This is a genomic window from Vibrio sp. IB15 (genome assembly GCF_016406055.1).
Taxonomy (GTDB): domain Bacteria; phylum Pseudomonadota; class Gammaproteobacteria; order Enterobacterales; family Vibrionaceae; genus Vibrio; species Vibrio chagasii.
In genome coordinates this window covers 20910-40601 of record NZ_JAEFCE010000032.1, presented here as the reverse complement: position 1 = coordinate 40601, position 19692 = coordinate 20910, and the positions used below count along the sequence as shown (strand labels likewise).

Below are 19692 nucleotides of genomic sequence, written 5' to 3'. Positions count from 1 at the left end.
GAGAACTCAAAAGCACATCATTTGATGTGCTTTTTTCATAGAGTATGTCTAACGCTTCTGATAACGCTAAACGTTATTGAACAAGACTTCGACTCGAAAGGTGATGTTGGCTTCTTCAGTGTGTTTCTCGTATGGCTCTCGCTCCCACTGATAGCGCGGAGTAATCTCGTAAAATAGCCACTCTTTCCAAATGTTTTCTCGATAGGTAACCGACACTTGCGAGTATTCGTAGTGGTTATATGGCTCGCTGGTCGCGGTTATCGTGGCGCTGTATTGCAGAGCTTGGTCTTGAGAAAGGTAATGGTACAAGGTAATGCCCGTACCATACTCCCAGCCTTTGAGGTCATCGTTATAGCCAGCAAAGTTAGACCAACGCGCTAAGAAATTGTCACTCAAAGAGAGGTCAAAATCGATATCAGTGATCTCTCCCGTCTCTTTCTTCTCTTGATACACACGTTGGGTTAGCCGAAGCACTGCATCTGTGGTGAGCGGGTAGGTAAAACGGTAGCGAGCCTCGATACGAGGGCGCAGAGTCGCTTTGATATTAAAACTACTGTAACCCTTGGCATAGGCGTCATAACGAAGGCCAAGTGCATTCTCTAACTCTTCAGAATCTTGCGGGAAGAAGTCTAAGAATTCTTCATCGCCAACAGACTCGTAGATTAGCTTAAGCCTTTTGCTGACAAAGGGTAAATGTAAGCGTGCGTTGAGCTTGGTGGAGTAATCCACGTCACCGCCCTCAGAATAGATGAAATCATTATACCAACGTACAGAGGTTCCGGCTCTGGCGTCCTCGGTAATACGGTCATCCACAAAGAAGTTATCGAACCATATTGCGGGCTGACAAAACTTGCTGTTTAGGTAGTGGTAAGCTTTTTCGACGCGCGTGTCTTCTAACGGTTGGCTGTGACACTCATCCTGTTCCTCCGCGAAGGCAGAGTGGGAAACGAGCGATGCTAATAATGAGGAGCTAACTATCCAACGACTCAATGGAACCTGTTTGTCATTCTATGTATCAATAGTTTAACTATAACTAAGCAGTTACGACAATGCGACTTTTAAAGAGATTTATCAGGATCAGTGGCTATTCAAAACAGAGACTTGAATAGCATATGGTAGGTAAAGAAAACGGGCTCAGTAGGTGAGCCCGTTTGTCGATAAGTTTATAAGTGACTTAATGGCCGATTACATTGCCGCTTCGAAAATCGCAGAGATTTCTTCGTGGGTCGCTTGTTTAGGGTTAGTAAAACCACATGCGTCTTTCAGAGCGTTGTCAGACAGAGTAGGGATATCTTCTAGCTTCGCACCAAGTTGCGCGATACCTGTTGGGATGTTCACGTCATTTGCTAGTTGAACAATCGCTTCGATCGCAGCTTCTGCACCTTGCTCTGGTGACATACCTTCAACGTTAACGCCCATTGCTTTTGCAACATCACGTAGACGCTCAGGACAAACTTGCGCGTTGTAGCGTTGAACGTGTGGTAGCAAAATAGCATTACATACACCGTGTGGAAGGTCGTAGAAACCACCCAGTTGGTGCGCCATCGCGTGAACATAACCTAGTGACGCGTTGTTGAACGCCATACCCGCCATGAACTGTGCGTAAGCCATTTGCTCACGTGCGTCAATGTCTTCGCCGTGCGCTACTGCCGTTCTTAGGTGAGCTTGTACAAGTTCAATTGCTTTAATCGCTACAGCGTCTGTTATTGGTGTCGCTGCGATAGAAACGTAAGCTTCGATTGCGTGTGTTAGCGCATCCATACCTGTTGCAGCAGTCAGTGATGAAGGCTTAGCAAGCATTAGTTCAGGATCGTTTACTGAAATAAGCGGTGTTGTGTGCTTATCAACGATAGCCATCTTAATGTGGCGCTCTTCATCAGTGATGATGCAGAAACGTGTCATTTCTGAAGCGGTGCCCGCAGTCGTGTTGATAGCGATAAGAGGCATCATAGGTTTTTCAGATTGATCGACACCTTCGTAATCTGCAATCTTGCCGCCGTTAGAAGCAACCAAAGCGATACCTTTTGCGCAGTCGTGTGGAGAACCGCCACCTAGAGAAATAACGAAATCACAGTCGTTGTCAGTCAGTAATTCAAGACCATCATTTACGTTTGTGATGGTTGGGTTTGGTTGAGTGCCGTCGAATACCACAGCGTCTACACCGCGCTCGCTAAGAAGGTCTTGTACCTGCTTAACCACGCCAATTTGGTTTAGGATTTTATCGGTTACGATAAGACCTTTTTTAAAGCCTTGAGACTGAATGCTATCAGCAGCATCCTTTAGACAGCCAGTACCCATGAAGTTGATTGTAGGGATGTAAAATGCACTAGACATTGGAAAACTCCGGTTAATTATGATTTTTAATTGCCTATATGTTGTCGGCAAACAACTGGTCGACCATTGATCTGGAACAACTTTGATTTCGAACTACCACTTTCTGGTTATTGGTTGTGATAGGGCTCATATAGCAATCGTTTTTATGGTTTTCTGATGTGTATATTGTCAGTTATGGATGGTGAATAATTGATCGTTCTAAGACTGGTATGATGCTTTATAACCATTGAAAATAAGGCTATTCAGTCAACGCTGGCTCATGTTCTTCTTGTGTCGATTCTTGAGCTGGGTTGACAGTGCATTCGACCTGGCTTTCCTTTTTCCCAGGTGAATCTGACGCTTCTTGAGGCTCTTCATCGTAGTATTTGACCAGGAATGGAGTGAGCATGACGGATGACGGTAAGAAGTGCTTCATAGTACATCCCGGTACATTTCGTGTATTTCCTTTATGGTATTGGTTTAATATGTGGCAAAATTTGCGATACATCATGACTTGTTGCTTGTTTTCTATAAATTCTTAGAACTATATTCAGGCTCACAAAAATGGTAGTAGAATGCACACTTAACCGTTGAGGTTAGGAAAATTCGGCTCGATAGCGCGAATAATAGGAGAGATAATGAAGTACGATTGGATATTCTTTGATGCGGATGAAACCTTGTTCCACTTTGACGCTTTTCAAGGAATGAAGCTAATGTTCTCACGTTTTGGTGTGGATTTTAGCGAGCAGGATTATTCTGTTTATCAAGAAGTTAACCTACCACTATGGGTAGACTATCAAGATGGCCGAATTACGGCTGATCAACTGAAGCACACACGCTTCGAAAGCTGGGCAGAAAAGTTAGAAACAACAACTGCAGAATTAAACAGCGCATTCCTAACAGCAATGGCGGACATCTGTTCTTTGCTACCGGGTGCCAAAGAGCTAATGGAATCGTTACAAGGCAAAGTGAACATGGGCATTATTACTAATGGCTTCACTGAGCTGCAATCGATCCGTTTAGAGCGCACTGGCATGACCGATTACTTCGAACATGTGATCATTTCTGAAGAAGTCGGCGTTGCTAAACCAGATGCTGAGATCTTTGAACATGCACACAAGCTTGTTGGCTTACCAGCAAAGCAGCGCATTTTGATGGTGGGAGATAACCCACACTCAGACATTTTAGGTGGCTTAGATTTTGGTATCGAGACCTGTTGGTTAAACAGCCAAGAGAAGGCGACGCCAGAAGGTATTAACCCGCATTATCAAGTGAAGTCTCTGGCTGAGCTACAAGCACTTCTGTTAGCGTAACGGCTTACTGACTTTAGCTTTATTCATTGATCATCTTTTTATTCGTTGATCATCACTTTATTCGTTGATCACTAATGGCCGAGTACAATTCTGTGCTCGGCTACTTAATTTCTACAGGTTTCACTTTTCGATTGTGGTACTCAAGCATATTTATGCTTTAAGCTGCCACGATAACTACTCATAATAAATAGAAGGAATAAGCGTGCTGAAATCTCATCGCCATAGCTGCTTCGGCATTGCTGCCATTTTACTTTGGAGCTGCTTAATTGCGTTATCTCGTAGCGTCTCAGAGCAATTAGGCCCAATTGGCGGCGCAGCCAGTCTTTACACAGTGAGTTCACTGTTTTTGGTTTGCGTTATGGGGTTACCTAAGCTGAAACGCTTCTCAAAGTCTTATTTGTTGATTGGTGGCGCGCTGTTCGTTTGCTACGAGATCTTTCTAGCCTTGGCATTAGGCATGGCAAATAACCGACATCAAGCCTTAGAGATGGCGGTTATCAATTACCTTTGGCCTGCTCTGACGGTATTGTTTGCGGTATTACTCAGCGATAAAAAGATAAATTGGCTGGTGTACCCTAGTATCTTTTTGGCTTTCTTTGGTGTGGCTTGGAGCATCAGTGGCGACCAAGGCCTCTCTGTTGAACAGATTGCGGCAAATATCGCGACTAACCCTAAAACCTATTCGATGGCGTTCTTCGGTGCGATTATCTGGGCGGTTTACTGTAACTATACTCAGAAAGTTGCGAAAGGGCAGAATGCGATTGTGTTGTTCTTTATCGCTACAGCGATCACCTTGTGGATCAAATACGCACTTAGCAGCGAAACCGGAATGGTACTGACGAGCAGTGCCGCGATTGATTTGGCTTTAGCTGGCGTGTGCATGGGCGCGGGCTACGCGCTTTGGAATACCGCGATATTGGGTGGCAACATGGTCTTTCTTGCTACCATGTCTTACTTCACGCCAATTTTTGCAACCTTACTCTCTTCTATGATTTTAGGTTTAACGCTGGCTATCACATTTTGGCAGGGGGTATGTATGGTGACGATTGGATCACTGGCTTGCTGGTGGGTTACAAGAGAAAAAAAGCCGACGGTTAAGGCGTCGGCTTCTGAAGAGATTCAATCTCAATAGCAATTGCGTTTATCTACCGATTGCTGGGTGAGAATTAGCTCGCGATGTTGAGGTTCAGTTGAAGCTCATATGGCATCTTAGACAGGCGTCGCTTTAGTTGGCGGCGCGTACGTTCAATATCATCGACCGCAATCGCTTGTTGGTCGTTGGTATGAATATCAACGTTGATTCTTAGCTCAGGACCAACCTTAGTCACACCGATTAGCTCCAAATCTTGTTCTGCTTCTTTGTCTACCGCGACAACGTTCTTATCTACCGCGTCACAAATTTCTTTGTTTGCCGACATCATTAGTAGCTCACGCATCGCTTCTCTTAGCATATCGAACGGTACTTTGATGAAGTAGAAAGACATCAGCAACATCATCATTGGGTCGGCATACACAGCATATTCTGCGAACGGTGAGAATGTCATTGACCAAGCCACGACGAAACCTGCTGTTACCGCGACACTCAATAGTGTATCCATTTGCCATTGCTTAGACTCAGCCTGAATCAAGCCAGATGAAATGCTCTTACTCTTCTTAGCGATGTACCACCACGCGTAACCACAGCCCAATACGTTAAAAATACCAAACAGAGTTGCGATAGAAGCATCAACTTCACGACCACCTGTCATCAAGGCGCCAATCGCTGAATACAGTGAATAACCAACCACAAGTAAAATGACAGCAGCTTTAATCGTGATGACGATAGGTTCAATGATCGCACGACCGAACGGGAATTCACGATCAGAAGGGCGATTAATGTATTTTGAGGCAGCTAGTGACAATAAAGTTAACAGTAAGCTAATAAGAGAGTAGACACCGTCAAATACTATGACCAGAGAGCCAACGAGAAGACCCAACATCAATCCGCCAATAGCGAAGCCTGATGCTAAAAGGGCTGAGAACAATAGAACTCGGTTTTCGTTTTGGCTTTTCCTGTCACACATAATATTTTCCAGATGTTTTTGATAATTTCATTGTTCTAATATTGAGCGAGATTTTCAAACTTTATCTGATGATGTTTATGTTACAGAACATGGTTTTTTATATTATTCATTTTAATTCAGTTGTTTACATTAATATTTAGGTGTCAGTAAAATTGACGATGACTGTTTTCGTGGACTAGTGTGCAACTGAATCAAGATCGCTTATCATTAATAAAACACATCATTGAGCGGTGTTTTATAGCGCGGTGAAGGGCATTAGCGCTTGGAATAGTGGGAAAGAAAGGATGACGATGAAGTTTGATGATATTAGCGACAGCGATTTGTGGGCAATCGCTAACCCTATTATGGATAATTTGATGGAGGGCTCAACCAATGTTGATCATGCCCAACATTGTCGCGACTTTACTCAACGAATGAAGGACATAGTGACACCTGAGTATTTAGAAAAGGTGTGCCATCATTATCAACACAGCAACGGCTTTTTTGCAGAGCGCGAACCTGTTGCGGTGTTTAGGCGTTCTGATTCCGTCGCTTTTATATGGAAGCAGGCATACACCATTGCCAAAGGCGAATTCGTTGCTGAAATGGTGCTAGTTGAAGAAGACGGACGTTATCTAGTGGACCATGTGATGGTCTTCTAACCAGCCTCAATTAGAAATCGAACAAGTAATCACTTAGCTGGTCTGCGAGCCAGTTCATACCTGGGTGTTCTGCCATTCCAGCTGCCGTAAACATGCAGTAATCTTCTTGCGTTAGGCCGTAGGTGTGTTTGATTACTGCTAATTCTTGCTCACGCAGCAGATGACGTATCAGCGGCTCTGGCATTACGCCCCATGCGTCTTCACGCAAAATTGTATCTAGCATAAAGTCAAAGCTAGAGAAACCAATGTAACGACGAGAGAATGGCTCAAGCTCTGGATTATCTTTTTCGTTGAGATAAACCATGGTCGCTTGCATCGAATTTCTTAGCACTTCGTCGGAGACACGGCGCATTGCACTCAGGTCATGTCCTTTCTTACACACAGACATCATCCGAATCTTACCAAGTGGGTTATAGATGATTCTTGGGTCGTCTACACGTTCGTAATCAACACCGAATGCGAAATCAACTTGTTGAGTTTCAACGAGGTTGGCTAAGTCACCACTCGATGCTAGAACGAAGTTAAAAGAAGTAGAAGGGTACTTGTTGTTCAGCGTGTGAGATAAATCTTGCCACATTTCATCGGGCAGAGAATCATCGCGAGCAATCCATATCTCGGCGTTGAACTCACCAGAAACATGGAGGCAGGTTTGTTTAATACGCGCCGCTGTCACTAACATTCCTTCGCAATCTTTATAGATGGCTTTGCCTGCTTCAGACAGCTCGACGTGGTTGCCGCTGCGTACGAAAAGTTCTACATCTAATTCTTTCTCCAAGGCTTTGATCGACATACTAAGCTTGGTTCGGTTGCATTCTAGCTGGCGTGCAGCTTCAGAGACTGATCCTAAATCAGCAACAGAACAGAAGGCTTGGACTTGAGAAAGGTTCATTTCATTTCCAGATTAGGCGGGTATTGGTGCATATTATATTGAATATTGTGCTGGCTATCTTAGAAATAGTCCATCTTTGCATGATAACTCTATGACGAATTGACTAATTTAGTTTACTCTGGGCAGGTTCCGAACCTACAAGAAGTAAAGATGGAGGCCATGATGGCGAAACAATGGGACGAGTACGCCGTTGATTGGGATAAAGATCCCGCGACCGCAGGATTCGCACAGTCCGTATTTGACCAGTTAACACAGCTCGTTGATTTAAACGGAACCCGTGTCCTTGATTTTGGTTGTGGTACAGGACTACTCAGCCAAAAAATATCTCCTTTAGCAAAAGAGATCATCGCACTCGACATGTCTGAGGGGATGATTGAAGAGCTAGATAAGAAAGAACTACCCAACGTTGAACCGGTTGTTGATATTCTATCGCGCGGGCTAGCAGCGCAGCATCCAGCATTCAGAAACCAGTTTGACTTAGTGGTTGCATCGTCGGTTTGTGGCTTTCTCCCGAACCTACAAGACACAGTTAGCCTAATTTATACGCTACTCGAAAACGATGGCACATTTGTTCACTGGGACTGGTGTCTAGAAAACGACAGCGATGACTACGGCGTAAGCCCTGAGCGCTCAGAGAACGTATTGAGTGCTGCTGGATTTTCTGTTGTTGAAGTATCGGCACCTTTCTCTGTTAATACCCCACAAGGCAAGCTAAAAGTGCTGATGGGCGTTGGACGTAAGTAGTTCATTTGAAGCTTATGGCTAAGTGATTAGCGAGAACTAAAATCCAAAACACGTTTTAGCGAACGAAGTAAAACATAAATAACCGAACCCACATCAACGGTCTTAGTGCCAGTTATGTGGGTTTTCTATTTTTAGTTGTTGAGATTTATGACACTTACTAACGTTTTAAACGCATAAATCCGCCCCTCTAAAATCGCCCAATGACAAATTGCTCATTTCCATTTTGGAAATGTATCCTTGCATACATTTCACTAGTGGAAACTGAATGGTCAGATATAAAATAAGCCCATAACTATTTTAAGGGTTTTATCATGAGCCACCAATCTGCTTCTCCACAACTTTCCAAGCAGCAACAACGCTTTAGCAATATCATTTCAGATGCCAATCTGTCACCAAAACAGAAGTCGAGCTATCTTGCTTTAGAGGCTGAAGCGAGCCTACCGTACATGCCGGTAAGTAGTGAAGTAGAACAAGCCTTACAACAAGGCGTGCTATGTGACATGTTTGAAGGTCACGCTCCATTTAAGCCGCGCTATGTGCTTCCCGATTATTCTAAATACTTACATCAAGGCTCAAAGTATTTAGAGCTTAGCGCGGCAATTAATTTTGATGAAGCATTGAACATGCTTACCATCCTTTACCATCACGTCCCATCGGTAACATCTATTCCTGTTTACTTAGGTCAATTGGATGATGTATTAATGCCTTTCGTTGGCGACTTAACAGAAGAGCAGGTTTATCAGAAGCTTAAGTTATTCTGGATCATGCTGGACCGCACACTGCCAGATGCGTTCATGCATGTGAATATCGGGCCAATAGACAACATTATCTGCCGTACTATTTTGCGAGTTGATGCTGAACTCAAGCAGATTGCGCCAAACCTTACTTTTATGTATGACCCTGCTGTAACACCTGATGATTTGCTACGTCATGCTGCGAGCAATATTTGTGAATGCAGTAAGCCACACATCGCTAACTACCCAGCACACGCTGCGGCATACGGTGATAAGCGCTTTGGCATCGTGAGTTGTTATAACTCTCTTCCTTTGGCTGGTGGTTCAAACACTTTAGTACGTATGAACCTAAAACAAGTAGCGTTGAAGTCTGAGGACAGTGTCGATTTCCTACAGCAAGTGTTACCACACTACAGCGCTATCATGGTTGAGCTAATGAACGCTCGTAGCCGCTTCTTGCATGAAGAATCTAATTTCTTCAAGGGTTTCTTAACCCAAGAGGGTCTGATCGAAGAAGATCGCTTTGCACCAATGTTCGGCATCTACGGTATGGCTGAAGCTGTGAATATCTTGATGGAGAAAGAGGGTAACGCAGGACGTTATGGTCATGACGAACAAGCTAACCAACTTGGACATCGCATTTCAGAAAAACTGGCTGAGATCGTTGATAGCTCTGAAGTGAAATATGGTTTAGAAGGCAAGGCTCTATTGCATGCTCAAGGTGGTATCAGCCTAGATGAAGGTGTAACACCAGGTGTGCGTATCCCTTATGGAACAGAACCAGATCCTGTCTCTTACGTTCGTGCGACAGCGGGGCACCACAAGTTCTATACCTCAGGTATCAGCGACATTTTAACCATCGACGAAACAGTGAAGTCGAACCCTGAAGCTATGTTTAACCTGTGTAAAGGTGCAATCCAAGCGGGTTACCGTGAGTTTACCGCTAACGTTGCATCAAACGACTTAGTTCGTGTGACAGGTTACATGATTAAGTTGTCTGACATCGCTAAATACGACGAAGAAGGTTCGCGCACCAACACGACTTTCTTAGGAGCTGAAGCGGCGAAAAATACGGGCATCTTAGAGCGTAAACCGCGCGTGGCAAGCTTAGAGATGTCGCCAACGTACGAATAACCTGGTGTTCGAATCACATTAACTATGAAAATTTCTGATCTAACAACTCAAATGGCTAGGGTTAATAACAATAAGACAGAAAAACAAGCGAAGGTCAGCCGTGTGCTGACCTTTTCTTGTGTTGATGGGCCGGGAAATCGGCTTGTGCTGTTTCTACAGGGGTGCAATTTCGACTGTATAACCTGTCATAACCCTCATACCATCAATCACTGTAATCATTGCGGAGATTGCGTTAGTGGCTGCCCAAGTGGTGCCTTGAGTACTATTGGTGGCAAAGTGATATGGGATCCGGTGGCTTGCACCAATTGCGACCAGTGTATTGATGTTTGTGGTCACAAATCGAGCCCGAAAATCACCACGATGACGGTTTCAGAAGTGCTAGAACTTGTGAGACATAACCAGTTCTTCCTGAGTGGTATTACCGTGTCGGGCGGAGAAGCGACCATGCAGTTGCCGTTTATCATTGATCTATTTGAAGCGATGAAAAGCGATCCGCAGCTAGCGCATCTCACATGTTTTATTGATAGCAATGGCTCGCTGTCAAAACAAGGCTGGGACAAGGTGTTGCCTTATCTTGATGGAGCGATGATTGATCTTAAATCTTGGCAATCAGAAACCCATAACTGGCTAGTGGGAAGAGGGAATCATCGTGTGTTTGAAACCATCAATTATCTAGCGGAACAAGGTAAGTTACACGAAGTTAGGCTTTTGCATATTCCGGGTAAGAGTGACCTTGAGGATGAGATAGAGCAAGTTGGGTATTACTTGAAAGGATTGCCAGCTGATGTTCGGATTCGACTCAATGCTTTTCAACATCACGGCGTGACTGGCGAAGCGTTGGAGTGGCCTAAGTGTACAAAACAACAGATGCAAAGCTTTCACGACCAGCTCTACACGATTGTTCAAAGGCCGATGCAAACGCCAGAGGTGTACACTTAATATTCTCGGTCTTCAATGACCAAAGAACTAGGCTTCTAAAAAAAGAGCTAGGCTTCTAAAAACAGGTCACACAGCCATTTGATCGCCTGATCATTCATGTTTGGCTTGTTCCACACTAAGCTGTACGCCACTTTTCCGTAATCGAAGGGGAGTGGCTTACTCACTAATCCGTGGGCTTGTTTTGCGTGTTCAGCCCACTGTTTCGAACAAGTGAACAGGAAAGGTGTATTGTGACAAAGCACAGCCGCTGCCCCAAAGTCAGCGACCGAAATAGCCATCTCTCTTGGCTTATGGCGTTGCACTAAGCTTTGTTCAAAGTAAGGCTGTGACAGTTCATTATCTAAGATGCCAATGTGCTTGTAGTTTAGGTAACCCTCTACCGTCAGCTCTTGCTGTGCGAGCGGGTGGTGAGCACCCATCAAGCAAACCATCTCATCCGGCAGGATCGTTTCCCACACCAGATCTTTGTTGTCTGTCGGAGGTTGAGAGATATCGTGAGGTAATAAGATCAAATTAACCTTGCCGCTGAGCAAAGCATCGAACCCAAGCTGCTGTTTCGAATAGATATGAAGTTTTGCTTGCGGAGCAAGCCCTGTGGTGATTCTGCTGATCTTAGAGGCGAATACTTCAAAAGTACTCTCGCGCATCGAGAGTGAAAAGCTGCCTTGGTATTCCTCTGGAGCGAAGCTCTTCTGATGAAGCAATCCATTCATGCTGGAAAGAATCGCGTGAACCGTTGGAGCGATTTGAAGTGCAAAGGGCGTTGGGATGAGCTTAGTGCCATCTCGGTAGAACAGCTCGTCGTTGAGGATCTCACGAAGCTGAGACAGGGTCTTACTCACACTTGATGGGCTAACACAGAGCTGCTCAGAGGTTTGAGTCACGCTATGGGTATTTAGCATTATATGTAGAGCAGTGAGGTGCTTAAGGCTCACTCTCGATAAGTGTAAGTAATCCATGTATGACTCGCGAATTCAAATTGGCTTGTGATTTTGAATTTACACCAAAACCGAACAAGCCAAATTGATAAAGGTTATTTTCGAGCTAACTTATGGTGAGCTCGTGAAAAGTGGCCTGCGCAAAATGCACCAACGATGGAAAGCTCACCGGCTAAACACAATGCAGCGCAAACTTCAGCTAAGGCTTGGGATTTACCATTGCCGTGCAGCCCTAGCAAATCAAGACACGCTTTTTGGCTTGGAAGGCTGGTACCGCCACCAACAGTACCCACCATTAGGTTAGGAAGCGTTACGCTTGCGTATAAACCGCCTTCTTTGTTTAGCTCCATGCGAGTCATGCCAATGGCAGATTCTGCAACGCACGCGGCGTCTTGTCCGCAAGCAATATAAAGAGCAGCTAGTGCATTAGCGTAATGGGCATTGATACCGATAGTGCCGCTCAGAGCGCCGCCCACAGTGGTCATTTGACCAAACTGAACCATCTTCTCAGGCGTGGTATGTAGATACTTAGCAACAAGTTCTGCTGGGATATTTACTTCAGCGGTTACCTTTTTACCACGAACGCTGCGCAAGGTTTGGGTATTGGCTTTCTTATCACCCGACAAGTTACCATCAAGGAAGGCGTGATCGGGTTTCACTGGTGTATGTTCAATGATGTACTCAAATACCGCGTTGGTCGCGATGGTCACCATATTCTGACCAGAAGCATCTCCGGTTAGAAACTCAAACACCAAATAAACATGGTTACCTTCAATGTTGATATTGATATCGGTAAGTTTGCCGTGTGATGTTGTTGATTCTGCCAAGCTCTTGAACTTTTCATAGTGAGTTACTGCCCATGCCACAAATTGTCCAGCTTCCACTAAGCCTTGGAATGCAAAGCCAGGGGTGCGCGTTACGCCTTCATTGAGCAACATTGCACTCGCGCCGCCACAGGCACTAATGAGTTTAGAACCTCGGTTGTAAGACGCGACAAGTGCTGCTTCGGTTGTTGCCAGTGGAACTAGGTAATCACCTTGGGCAAACAAGCCGTTGACGCGCAATGGGCCAGAGATACCTACAGGTACCTTAACAGTGCCAACGAAGTGCTCGATGTTTTTTTCATAGGTTTGCATCTGGCTTTCAGTATGAGGGTCGAGTAGCTCTTTTTGTGATTCTTGATTATCGAGAGCAGTCCAACGACGTGTCACATTCTTTTCTGTCAGGTAAGGGCTAGGTGTCAGCTTGTTTGCTGGCTTTTCAAAATGAGGTTGGAGTTTATTTTCTAATTCGTCTGCGGAGATATCGCCCCCTAAAATAGAAACATAGTCACGGCGATGCAGATTTAGTTTTGGCATAAATAGTATGAAGTAAAGTTTGTGCAGCAAAATGGTTTGCGCTGATTCTACCGAGTAATAGACCAGAAACAAGCGCCAGATATAATGAGTTACAGTTTGTGTGCTTATTACGTCAAAAAGTATTAAAAGTGCTTGAACCAAAGGGATTCAGACTACAGGAACCGGACGTTAAATTTGATTATAGATCAGTTCAACAGATCAGCACGGCCTAGATATGGATATCGACTAGGCTGCCAATGGCTTCGTTTTGGCGCTCCACAACGCTAGCACCGACACGGTTATAGCTTGCACTCTGCGTTAATTTGACCAACGCATCGCTTGAAGAAGCAGTAGGTTCTGGTTCTTTTTCTTTAAATGAAAGTGATTGCTCAGGTTCAATTTGATTAAAGCTGAAATCGCTGTCTTCGATTACATCGTCGTCAGATTCGGGCACATGTTCAGAGACTTGATTATGTTTTGAGGCTTGGTTGAGTTCGATCGCCGCTTCTTCAGCCATGTTGGCAGACTGCTGAATAATGGCGTAACCAGATTGAATACCAGATATCGACATAGCAGGACCTTTAATTGACGTATTGGAAGAGTCTAGTTGGACGATATTTTAAGCGCAATGTTGAGAAGGGGAAATCTACGGTGAAACGGTGAACTTAAGCTAAAATAGTGATATCTGTCTATTAACTGAACAGATCGTTAAGTGCATTTAGCTCTTCGTCAGTAAGCAGAGTTTCTTTCTCTGTTTCCAGATTACCGTCAATCTCACCCTGCAACGCTTTTAGTTGCTCCGGGTTAAGAAGCTGGATCTGCTGTTTAAATGCTTCAAACTGTTGAGTATTCATAATGTGACCTTGCTGCAATTCCATATGCTCCAAGGAGCATAGACTACTGTAACCAGAAATCAAACAAGATTAAGAGAATATTAAACTTATTTTGTCGTTTCCTAGAACTAAGACAACTATAAATTTCTGTGGTCGCTTTTTGTCCGAGAAATGTTAAGCAAAGTTAAGGCTTGGTCAATCAAAGTCAGAAAGTCATGACAATGTAAAAATCGACTCATCCCTTATGCAGTAAGGCTAGGTGAGGAGTTGCCCTACCCAAATATAGGTATTGGTAGAGCAACCCACAAATTTAACAAATGATCAAAAGGTAAGCGATTGCCGCTATCTTTTTGTTTTTACAGTACTTTGTGCTTCGTTCAAGAAGTGTCCGTTTCAAACGCTTTGTCGATTTTTACTTTAACTGCAAATTTGGTTGCTAGCGTATGCAGTTCTGGAAGCATTCGATAGATCAAATGCAGCTGTTGTAGAACCATTCTGACAGAACTTTCGTCTTCTTCTCGCCACTCACTCAAACGTTTATCCAAATCAGGATCGTAAGTATTTTTGACTTCACACTGTTCGCAGTGAGAGTAAAGCTGATCATTGAGCGCGTCGAGGTGCTCATGGATGACACGGTGAGCATCTAAAACGAGCTTGTGTGTCGACTCGTCGTCGATACGTGTTCTATGCGCACCTAAAGCGGAAATGTAGCTTAATAGGGCGTGGTTGAGCGTTAGGAAGCGGAAACTCTCATCTTCAGAAGTACGATATTTCCCAGGTTCGACTAACATACTGCTGATCGCCACGGTCAGGTTCGCATCGTTATTGTGAGCACTGCGACGAGCGATACGGTAATTCAGCGTGTCTTTTTTGCCGACTCGGTACTGACCGATGATTTGCGCTAGATAGTTTTTGTTGGCGTCCAGCGCGTCAGCCATTACCTTGTGTAGTCGCTTTGATTGCCAATCGGGTAACACATAAACCACTGCCAATACCGCCAAAGCACAGCCAATGAAGGTATCTGCAAGCCTTGGCAGAACCACAGCGTAGCCTTCACCAAGCTGGTTAAAGCAGAACAGTACCAATAGGGTGATGAAGCCTGTCGCGAAGCCGTAGTTATTAATACGGAACGCAAAGAACATCACACCACTGATCACAATGAATACCAACTGGCTTTCTTGAGAAGGGAAGAAGGTCAACAGTGGCACACCGATCAACAGGCCAGCAACGGTACCAATAACACGCGCAGTCAGCTTTTGGCGGGTAGCACTGAAGTTTGGTTGGCAAACAAACAATGTCGTTAGCAAGATCCAATAACCGCGTTCGATCTCAAACCCTTGGATGATACCGTAGCCAAGTGTCAATGTGATTGCCATACGAATGGCATGGCGAAAGAGCATAGAGTCAGTATGAAGGTTGGCTTTGATCTTCTGCCACATTGCCGACAGCGTATGTGGGTTGGTGTCGTCTAATACATCTTCCTCTAGCTTTTCCGCATCTGGGTTACTGATGTTTGATAGCTGCTTCTCAACGGTCGCTAGGTTATTGAACAGATAATCCAGTTGGTTCAACAACGGCTTCCATTCGGGCTTATTTTGTTGATGTAGGTGGTTGAGTGAAGACATTAATTCATCCAGCGCTAACACTGATTTATCACCATGTTGATACTCAGCGCCCACCTTGAGTGAGCTCGCCACCTCTTTACATGCTGTTGCCTGCGCTTCCAGTAGGTATTTGAAGCGGAATAGCACATCAGAACGTTCAAAGTGTTTGGCAAGCTCTTGGTAGCGGTAGTGAGTAGAACTTACACGCTCGTGAATATCTTGTGCGATGAAATAAGTGTTTAAGAAGCGGTCACTTGGGCCATCAATGTGTCCGCGCTTAGAACGGTTAAGTAGCGTTGCTTTACACATGTTGAGCGCATTCACGGTACTCGCATTCAATTTGGCTTCAATAATGCGGTGTGGTTGAGGAATAAGGTCAGAAACAGGGTAGAAAAGCTCAGCCTTCGATTCCATGTAGGTGCCAATTTGGTCAAACACCGTAGCAAGGTTCTGCTGTACAGGTTGCATCGGCCACACGATTTGCCAAATCATCGACATGAAGTAGTACCAAGCTGCGCCCGTTAAGAGTAACAAAGGTTGGAACCATAAGTTGACGCTCTCATGGGCCCCGAGCATGGTGTAGATGGCCACTAGCAGAGAACCAAAGGCGATACTGGCGTATTTAGGGCCGATTGCACCCAGCATGATGAATGAGAATGTTGACGCAAATAGACCCAATGCGAACAGCCAGGGGGTGTCGAAAAGTAGTTCAATAGAAAAAGCGGCGACGGCAAAACAGATAAAGGTTAGGGTCAGGGCTTTTAAGCGACCAGTAAAGCTGTCATCACTTTCGGCCAATGCCGCAGCGATAACACCTAAAATCAACGGGGTGATGAGTGTGTTCTGTCCATAATACCAAGCAGGTACGACTACTCCGAGCAGAGTGATGAGAATTAATATGCTGTAATTTATGGTTTTATTCGCCCAATAGAGGCGTAATTTGGCTGAAAAGTCCACAGTCACTCGCTTGACGCACTAAAAACCATAATCCTAACAGAAATCAAGCACAAGAATTTGATACTTATCCATAATTGTCCATAGGTGGTCATGAAAGCGTCGATAAGATATGAGATATTATTAATTCTCATTGCATCATGATATAAATTCAATATTCCCAATTAAGAGCACACTCCAATGCAGCTAAGCGCTAACAAGACTGCACAATTTTTTATTCAAAATGAATACCATCAGGTTGAACTCGATGGTTCACGTCTACTGTTGTCGTCAGTGGGAAGTGAGGAACGTATCCCGTTTACTATTTGGAGTGGCAAGATCGCGATCAAACGCGGATTGTTTTGGGGATCGTTACAGTTTTTTGCTAACCAACAAGACGGAAAGCAGCGCAGTTGGTTAGTTCAAGGTCTACCTTGGGACCAGTGTCGTCAGTTTGCACGTGCATCTGTGGCGGCATACCAGAAATGGCACGACACACAGTGTGAGCAGCTGGCTGAACACGTACCTCAATGGGAAGCTGAGTTACTACGCTTAGAGCAACTTCCAGCCTTTCTTCCTCATTCTAAAGTCAACACTTGGGTTGAGAAGGTTAACTCTGGCCTCGAGAGTATGACGATGACTCTGGGCGAAGCTGCGCAGCGTATGCCAAATCGCATCGCAAGAATGCAGCCGTGGTTGTCAGACACCGAGGTTAAACAAGCGGAAAGAAACCAGCAATGGCTTGAGACCGAGAGAAAAAACTGGGAAGTGTTGTTTGCCCAGTGTGAGTCATCGCCGTTGAACCTGTCACAGCAATATGCGGTTTTGATGAACGATGACCATAACCTGATTCTGGCAGGTGCAGGTTCCGGTAAAACCAGTGTTCTGACAGCACGTGTCGCTTACTTATTGCAAAGTCACCAAGCTCAAGCCGAAGAGCTTTTATTGCTTGCGTTTGGTCGTGAAGCAGCCGAAGAGATGAAGCAGCGCCTCGACAGTAAAATTGGGTTGTCCGCTGAGAAGGTTCAAGTGAATACCTTCCACCAGTTGGGTTTGAAGATCTTGAATGAGGTTGAAGCCGAGCGTGTGGTGATTTCTCCGTTAGTACTTGATGATAACCAGCGCCAAGCATGGTGTATTGATTGGTTGAAGAAGCACTGGATGACGCCGACCAACTTCAAACGTTGGCAGAAGCATTTATCTAAATGGCCGATTGCTTACCTGACGGGTGATGACGAGCTAGGCAGTCACGTTTCAAACCTTAAACTGATTGGCTGGCTTGAAAAGCAACTAGAACAGCTGAACGCATCAGGCTTAACCAAGAAAGAAGTACAGCAGCAGCTTATTGACCACCGCGATTACACACGTCTTAACAGCGAACTATCACTTTGCTGGCCATGTGTTACGGCGTGGCAAAAGGCACTGAAAGAAGAGAACCATATCGATTTCTCGACCATGATCAGCCGTGCAACTCAGTACGTCGAAAAAGGTAAGTTTATCTCGCCTTGGAAGTTCATCATGATCGACGAATATCAAGATATCTCTCCTGATCGCCTTGCCTTGGTAGAGGCACTGTGTAACCAGTCTAAAGCGGAGCACCAAGCGTCTATTTTTGCCGTGGGTGATGACTGGCAATCCATCTACCAATTTGCGGGTGCAGACGTTGATTTAACTACAGGTTTTAAAGATCGTTTCGCGAGCTCGACAATTCATCACCTGGATACCACGTATCGTTTCAACAACCAGTTAGGTGCTGTGGCGAATCGCTTTGTGCAGGAAAACCCAATTCAGTTGCCGAAAGAGCTGAACAGCTTCAAGCAACAGAAGCAAAAGGCGGTATACAGTGCGCCAAGTAAAGAAGTTGAGAAGATTCTTGATCAACTTAACCGTCAATCTAAAGGCAAAACTAACAAGTCGGTGTTATTGCTTGGTCGTAACCACTATCACAAGCCAGAATTATTGGAAGACTGGAAGAAGATTTTCACCTCCATTGATATCAACTTCATGACTTGTCACGCCAGTAAGGGTAAAGAAGCAGACTTCGTTATTATCCTTTGCGTGGATGAAGGACAATTCCCAGCGAAGAAGAAGCAACTGCATATTGATGGTGCATTGACTGAATCGTCAGACGTGTTCCCATACGCGGAAGAACGTCGCTTGTTCTACGTAGCGATGACACGTGCTAAAGAGAAAGTGTGGATCACGCACAGTGGCGATGGTTCTGGCTTCGTACAAGAGCTACACGGCTCCGACTACCCTATAGTCCGTAAAAAGTAGTCGTCTAGCTAGGGTGTCTAGGTAGGGGTTTAAGTCGCATTCGCCTGTATTTTATTTGCAGACATAAAGCAGAAGGACATGCATATGGAACATGGTTCAATCAACTATATCGAATTTGCCGCGAAAGATATTGCAGCGACCAAGGCGTTTTTCAGCCAAGTGTTTGGTTGGCGCTTTGAGGACTATGGTCCTGAGTATTCCGCTTTTGAAGGTAAAGGGTTAATGGGCGGTTTCTACTTGGCTGATTTGTCTTCTGATGCAGAAAAGGGCGGGGCATTGATGGTTTTCTACAGTGAAGATCTCGAACAGACCGAACGTGACGTGCTTAATGCGGGTGGAGAGGTCAATCGTGAAATATTCAGTTTCCCAGGTGGCCGACGCTTTCATTTTCGCGAGCCAAGTGGCAACGAAATGGCAGTGTGGAGTGACAAATAGCCTTTTCTCATGACATCTATACTCAGATAAACCAAAGCCTGCGATTAAGCAGGCTTTTTAGTCTGTGACGTACTCATCTGTCTTAACGAGAATTAGGTTCGTTCAGCCAGATACGCTTCGTAATCTGGAATCTCGATAACAACTTCTTCTTCAAGTAGTGAAGAGTTGAAAAGGAAGTTCGCAGTAGCGCGGTTGGTTGCTACAGGAATGTTCCAAACACTCGCGATACGCAGTAGTGCTTTTACATCAGGGTCGTGCGGTACGGCATTGAGTGGATCCCAGAAGAAGATCAGCATGTCGATCTTGCCTTCTGAAATTAGAGCGCCAAGTTGTTGGTCGCCACCCATTGGGCCACTGATCATGCTCTTGATTGCTAAACCTGTCTCTTTGCTTAGCAGAGAACCCGTTGTACCCGTCGCATAAAGGAAGTGGCTTTGTAGCTTCTCTTTATTCTCTTTTACCCATCTTAGAAGCTCAGGTTTGAAGTGGTCATGAGCGACTAGAGCGATATGTTTATGCGTTGGCATAGTACGCGTTGTTTTTTGCATGAATGTTCCCTAAATTA

19 protein-coding genes are annotated in these 19692 nt (G+C 44.9%); 8 read left to right on the top strand and 11 right to left on the bottom strand.

From position 1 onward, the window contains the following. Nucleotides 1-66: 66 nt before the first annotated feature. The 3 genes from JC606_RS13205 to JC606_RS13195 form a co-directional block, all read right to left on the bottom strand. Entirely contained in the window at nt 67-990 is a 924-nt protein-coding gene (locus JC606_RS13205) for a hypothetical protein (protein WP_137408391.1), read from the bottom strand. Nucleotides 991-1185: 195 nt separating this feature from the next. Beyond that, complete coding sequence (yiaY, locus tag JC606_RS13200) at nt 1186-2334, bottom strand: L-threonine dehydrogenase (protein ID WP_198778732.1); 1149 nt, start codon at nt 2332-2334, stop codon at nt 1186-1188. Nucleotides 2335-2572: 238 nt separating this feature from the next. Continuing rightward, nucleotides 2573-2824: a hypothetical protein gene (locus JC606_RS13195; RefSeq protein WP_137408393.1), complete on the bottom strand. Its 252-nt coding sequence runs from the start codon at nt 2822-2824 to the stop codon at nt 2573-2575. 127 nt (nt 2825-2951) lie between these two features. On the opposite strand from JC606_RS13195, the gene yjjG reads away from it, so the two are divergent. Continuing rightward, nucleotides 2952-3626, top strand: a complete 675-nt coding sequence (gene yjjG / locus JC606_RS13190) for a pyrimidine 5'-nucleotidase (RefSeq protein WP_004740299.1) — start codon at nt 2952-2954, stop codon at nt 3624-3626. A gap of 202 nt (nt 3627-3828) precedes the next feature. Continuing rightward, entirely contained in the window at nt 3829-4758 is a 930-nt protein-coding gene (yddG, locus tag JC606_RS13185; protein WP_198778731.1) for an aromatic amino acid DMT transporter YddG, read from the top strand. A 34-nt stretch (nt 4759-4792) separates the two neighbouring features. Here the strand turns inward: yddG and JC606_RS13180 are convergent, their stop codons facing one another. Continuing rightward, nucleotides 4793-5689: a cation diffusion facilitator family transporter gene (locus JC606_RS13180; RefSeq protein ID WP_137408395.1), complete on the bottom strand. Its 897-nt coding sequence runs from the start codon at nt 5687-5689 to the stop codon at nt 4793-4795. A gap of 290 nt (nt 5690-5979) precedes the next feature. On the opposite strand from JC606_RS13180, the gene JC606_RS13175 reads away from it, so the two are divergent. After that, on the top strand, nt 5980-6330 hold the full coding sequence (locus JC606_RS13175) for a hypothetical protein (protein WP_008218874.1): 351 nt from the start codon (nt 5980-5982) through the stop codon (nt 6328-6330). A 10-nt stretch (nt 6331-6340) separates the two neighbouring features. Here JC606_RS13175 and JC606_RS13170 read toward each other — a convergent pair whose 3' ends face one another. Then, nucleotides 6341-7219 carry a LysR family transcriptional regulator gene (locus JC606_RS13170; protein ID WP_063522763.1) on the bottom strand — a complete coding sequence of 293 codons (879 nt, stop codon included), beginning with the start codon at nt 7217-7219 and terminating at the stop codon, nt 6341-6343. Between the two features lie 162 nt (nt 7220-7381). On the opposite strand from JC606_RS13170, the gene JC606_RS13165 reads away from it, so the two are divergent. The 3 genes from JC606_RS13165 to JC606_RS13155 all read left to right on the top strand — a co-directional run bounded on the left by JC606_RS13165 (nt 7382) and on the right by JC606_RS13155 (nt 10770). Further along, a complete protein-coding gene (locus tag JC606_RS13165) occupies nt 7382-7963 on the top strand; it encodes a class I SAM-dependent DNA methyltransferase (protein WP_198778730.1) in 582 nt (193 codons plus the stop codon). A 311-nt stretch (nt 7964-8274) separates the two neighbouring features. Continuing rightward, a complete protein-coding gene (locus JC606_RS13160; RefSeq protein ID WP_198778729.1) occupies nt 8275-9831 on the top strand; it encodes a YjjI family glycine radical enzyme in 1557 nt (518 codons plus the stop codon). A gap of 24 nt (nt 9832-9855) precedes the next feature. Beyond that, nucleotides 9856-10770 (top strand): YjjW family glycine radical enzyme activase, encoded by a 915-nt coding sequence (locus JC606_RS13155; protein ID WP_102423161.1) that lies wholly within the window; start codon nt 9856-9858, stop codon nt 10768-10770. Between the two features lie 47 nt (nt 10771-10817). On the opposite strand, the gene JC606_RS13150 is transcribed toward JC606_RS13155, so the two are convergent. The 5 genes from JC606_RS13150 to yccS form a co-directional block, all read right to left on the bottom strand. Continuing rightward, complete coding sequence (locus JC606_RS13150; protein ID WP_198778728.1) at nt 10818-11729, bottom strand: LysR family transcriptional regulator; 912 nt, start codon at nt 11727-11729, stop codon at nt 10818-10820. 74 nt (nt 11730-11803) lie between these two features. After that, nucleotides 11804-13066 (bottom strand): hydroxymethylglutaryl-CoA reductase, encoded by a 1263-nt coding sequence (locus JC606_RS13145; protein WP_198778727.1) that lies wholly within the window; start codon nt 13064-13066, stop codon nt 11804-11806. Between the two features lie 208 nt (nt 13067-13274). Further along, on the bottom strand, nt 13275-13616 hold the full coding sequence (locus JC606_RS13140) for a hypothetical protein (RefSeq protein ID WP_198778726.1): 342 nt from the start codon (nt 13614-13616) through the stop codon (nt 13275-13277). 121 nt (nt 13617-13737) lie between these two features. Beyond that, on the bottom strand, nt 13738-13923 hold the full coding sequence (locus JC606_RS13135) for a hypothetical protein (RefSeq protein ID WP_061031158.1): 186 nt from the start codon (nt 13921-13923) through the stop codon (nt 13738-13740). A gap of 332 nt (nt 13924-14255) precedes the next feature. After that, entirely contained in the window at nt 14256-16439 is a 2184-nt protein-coding gene (gene yccS / locus JC606_RS13130; protein WP_198778725.1) for a YccS family putative transporter, read from the bottom strand. 177 nt (nt 16440-16616) lie between these two features. Here yccS and helD point away from each other — a divergent pair, with 177 nt between their 5' ends. Both helD and JC606_RS13120 read left to right on the top strand, forming a co-directional pair. After that, nucleotides 16617-18692, top strand: coding sequence for a DNA helicase IV (helD, locus tag JC606_RS13125; RefSeq protein WP_137408401.1), 2076 nt, complete (start codon nt 16617-16619; stop codon nt 18690-18692). 84 nt (nt 18693-18776) lie between these two features. Then, nucleotides 18777-19127 carry a VOC family protein gene (locus tag JC606_RS13120; protein ID WP_102422972.1) on the top strand — a complete coding sequence of 117 codons (351 nt, stop codon included), beginning with the start codon at nt 18777-18779 and terminating at the stop codon, nt 19125-19127. Between the two features lie 92 nt (nt 19128-19219). Here JC606_RS13120 and JC606_RS13115 read toward each other — a convergent pair whose 3' ends face one another. Continuing rightward, nucleotides 19220-19675, bottom strand: a complete 456-nt coding sequence (locus JC606_RS13115; protein WP_008218843.1) for a methylglyoxal synthase — start codon at nt 19673-19675, stop codon at nt 19220-19222. Nucleotides 19676-19692 lie beyond the last annotated feature (17 nt).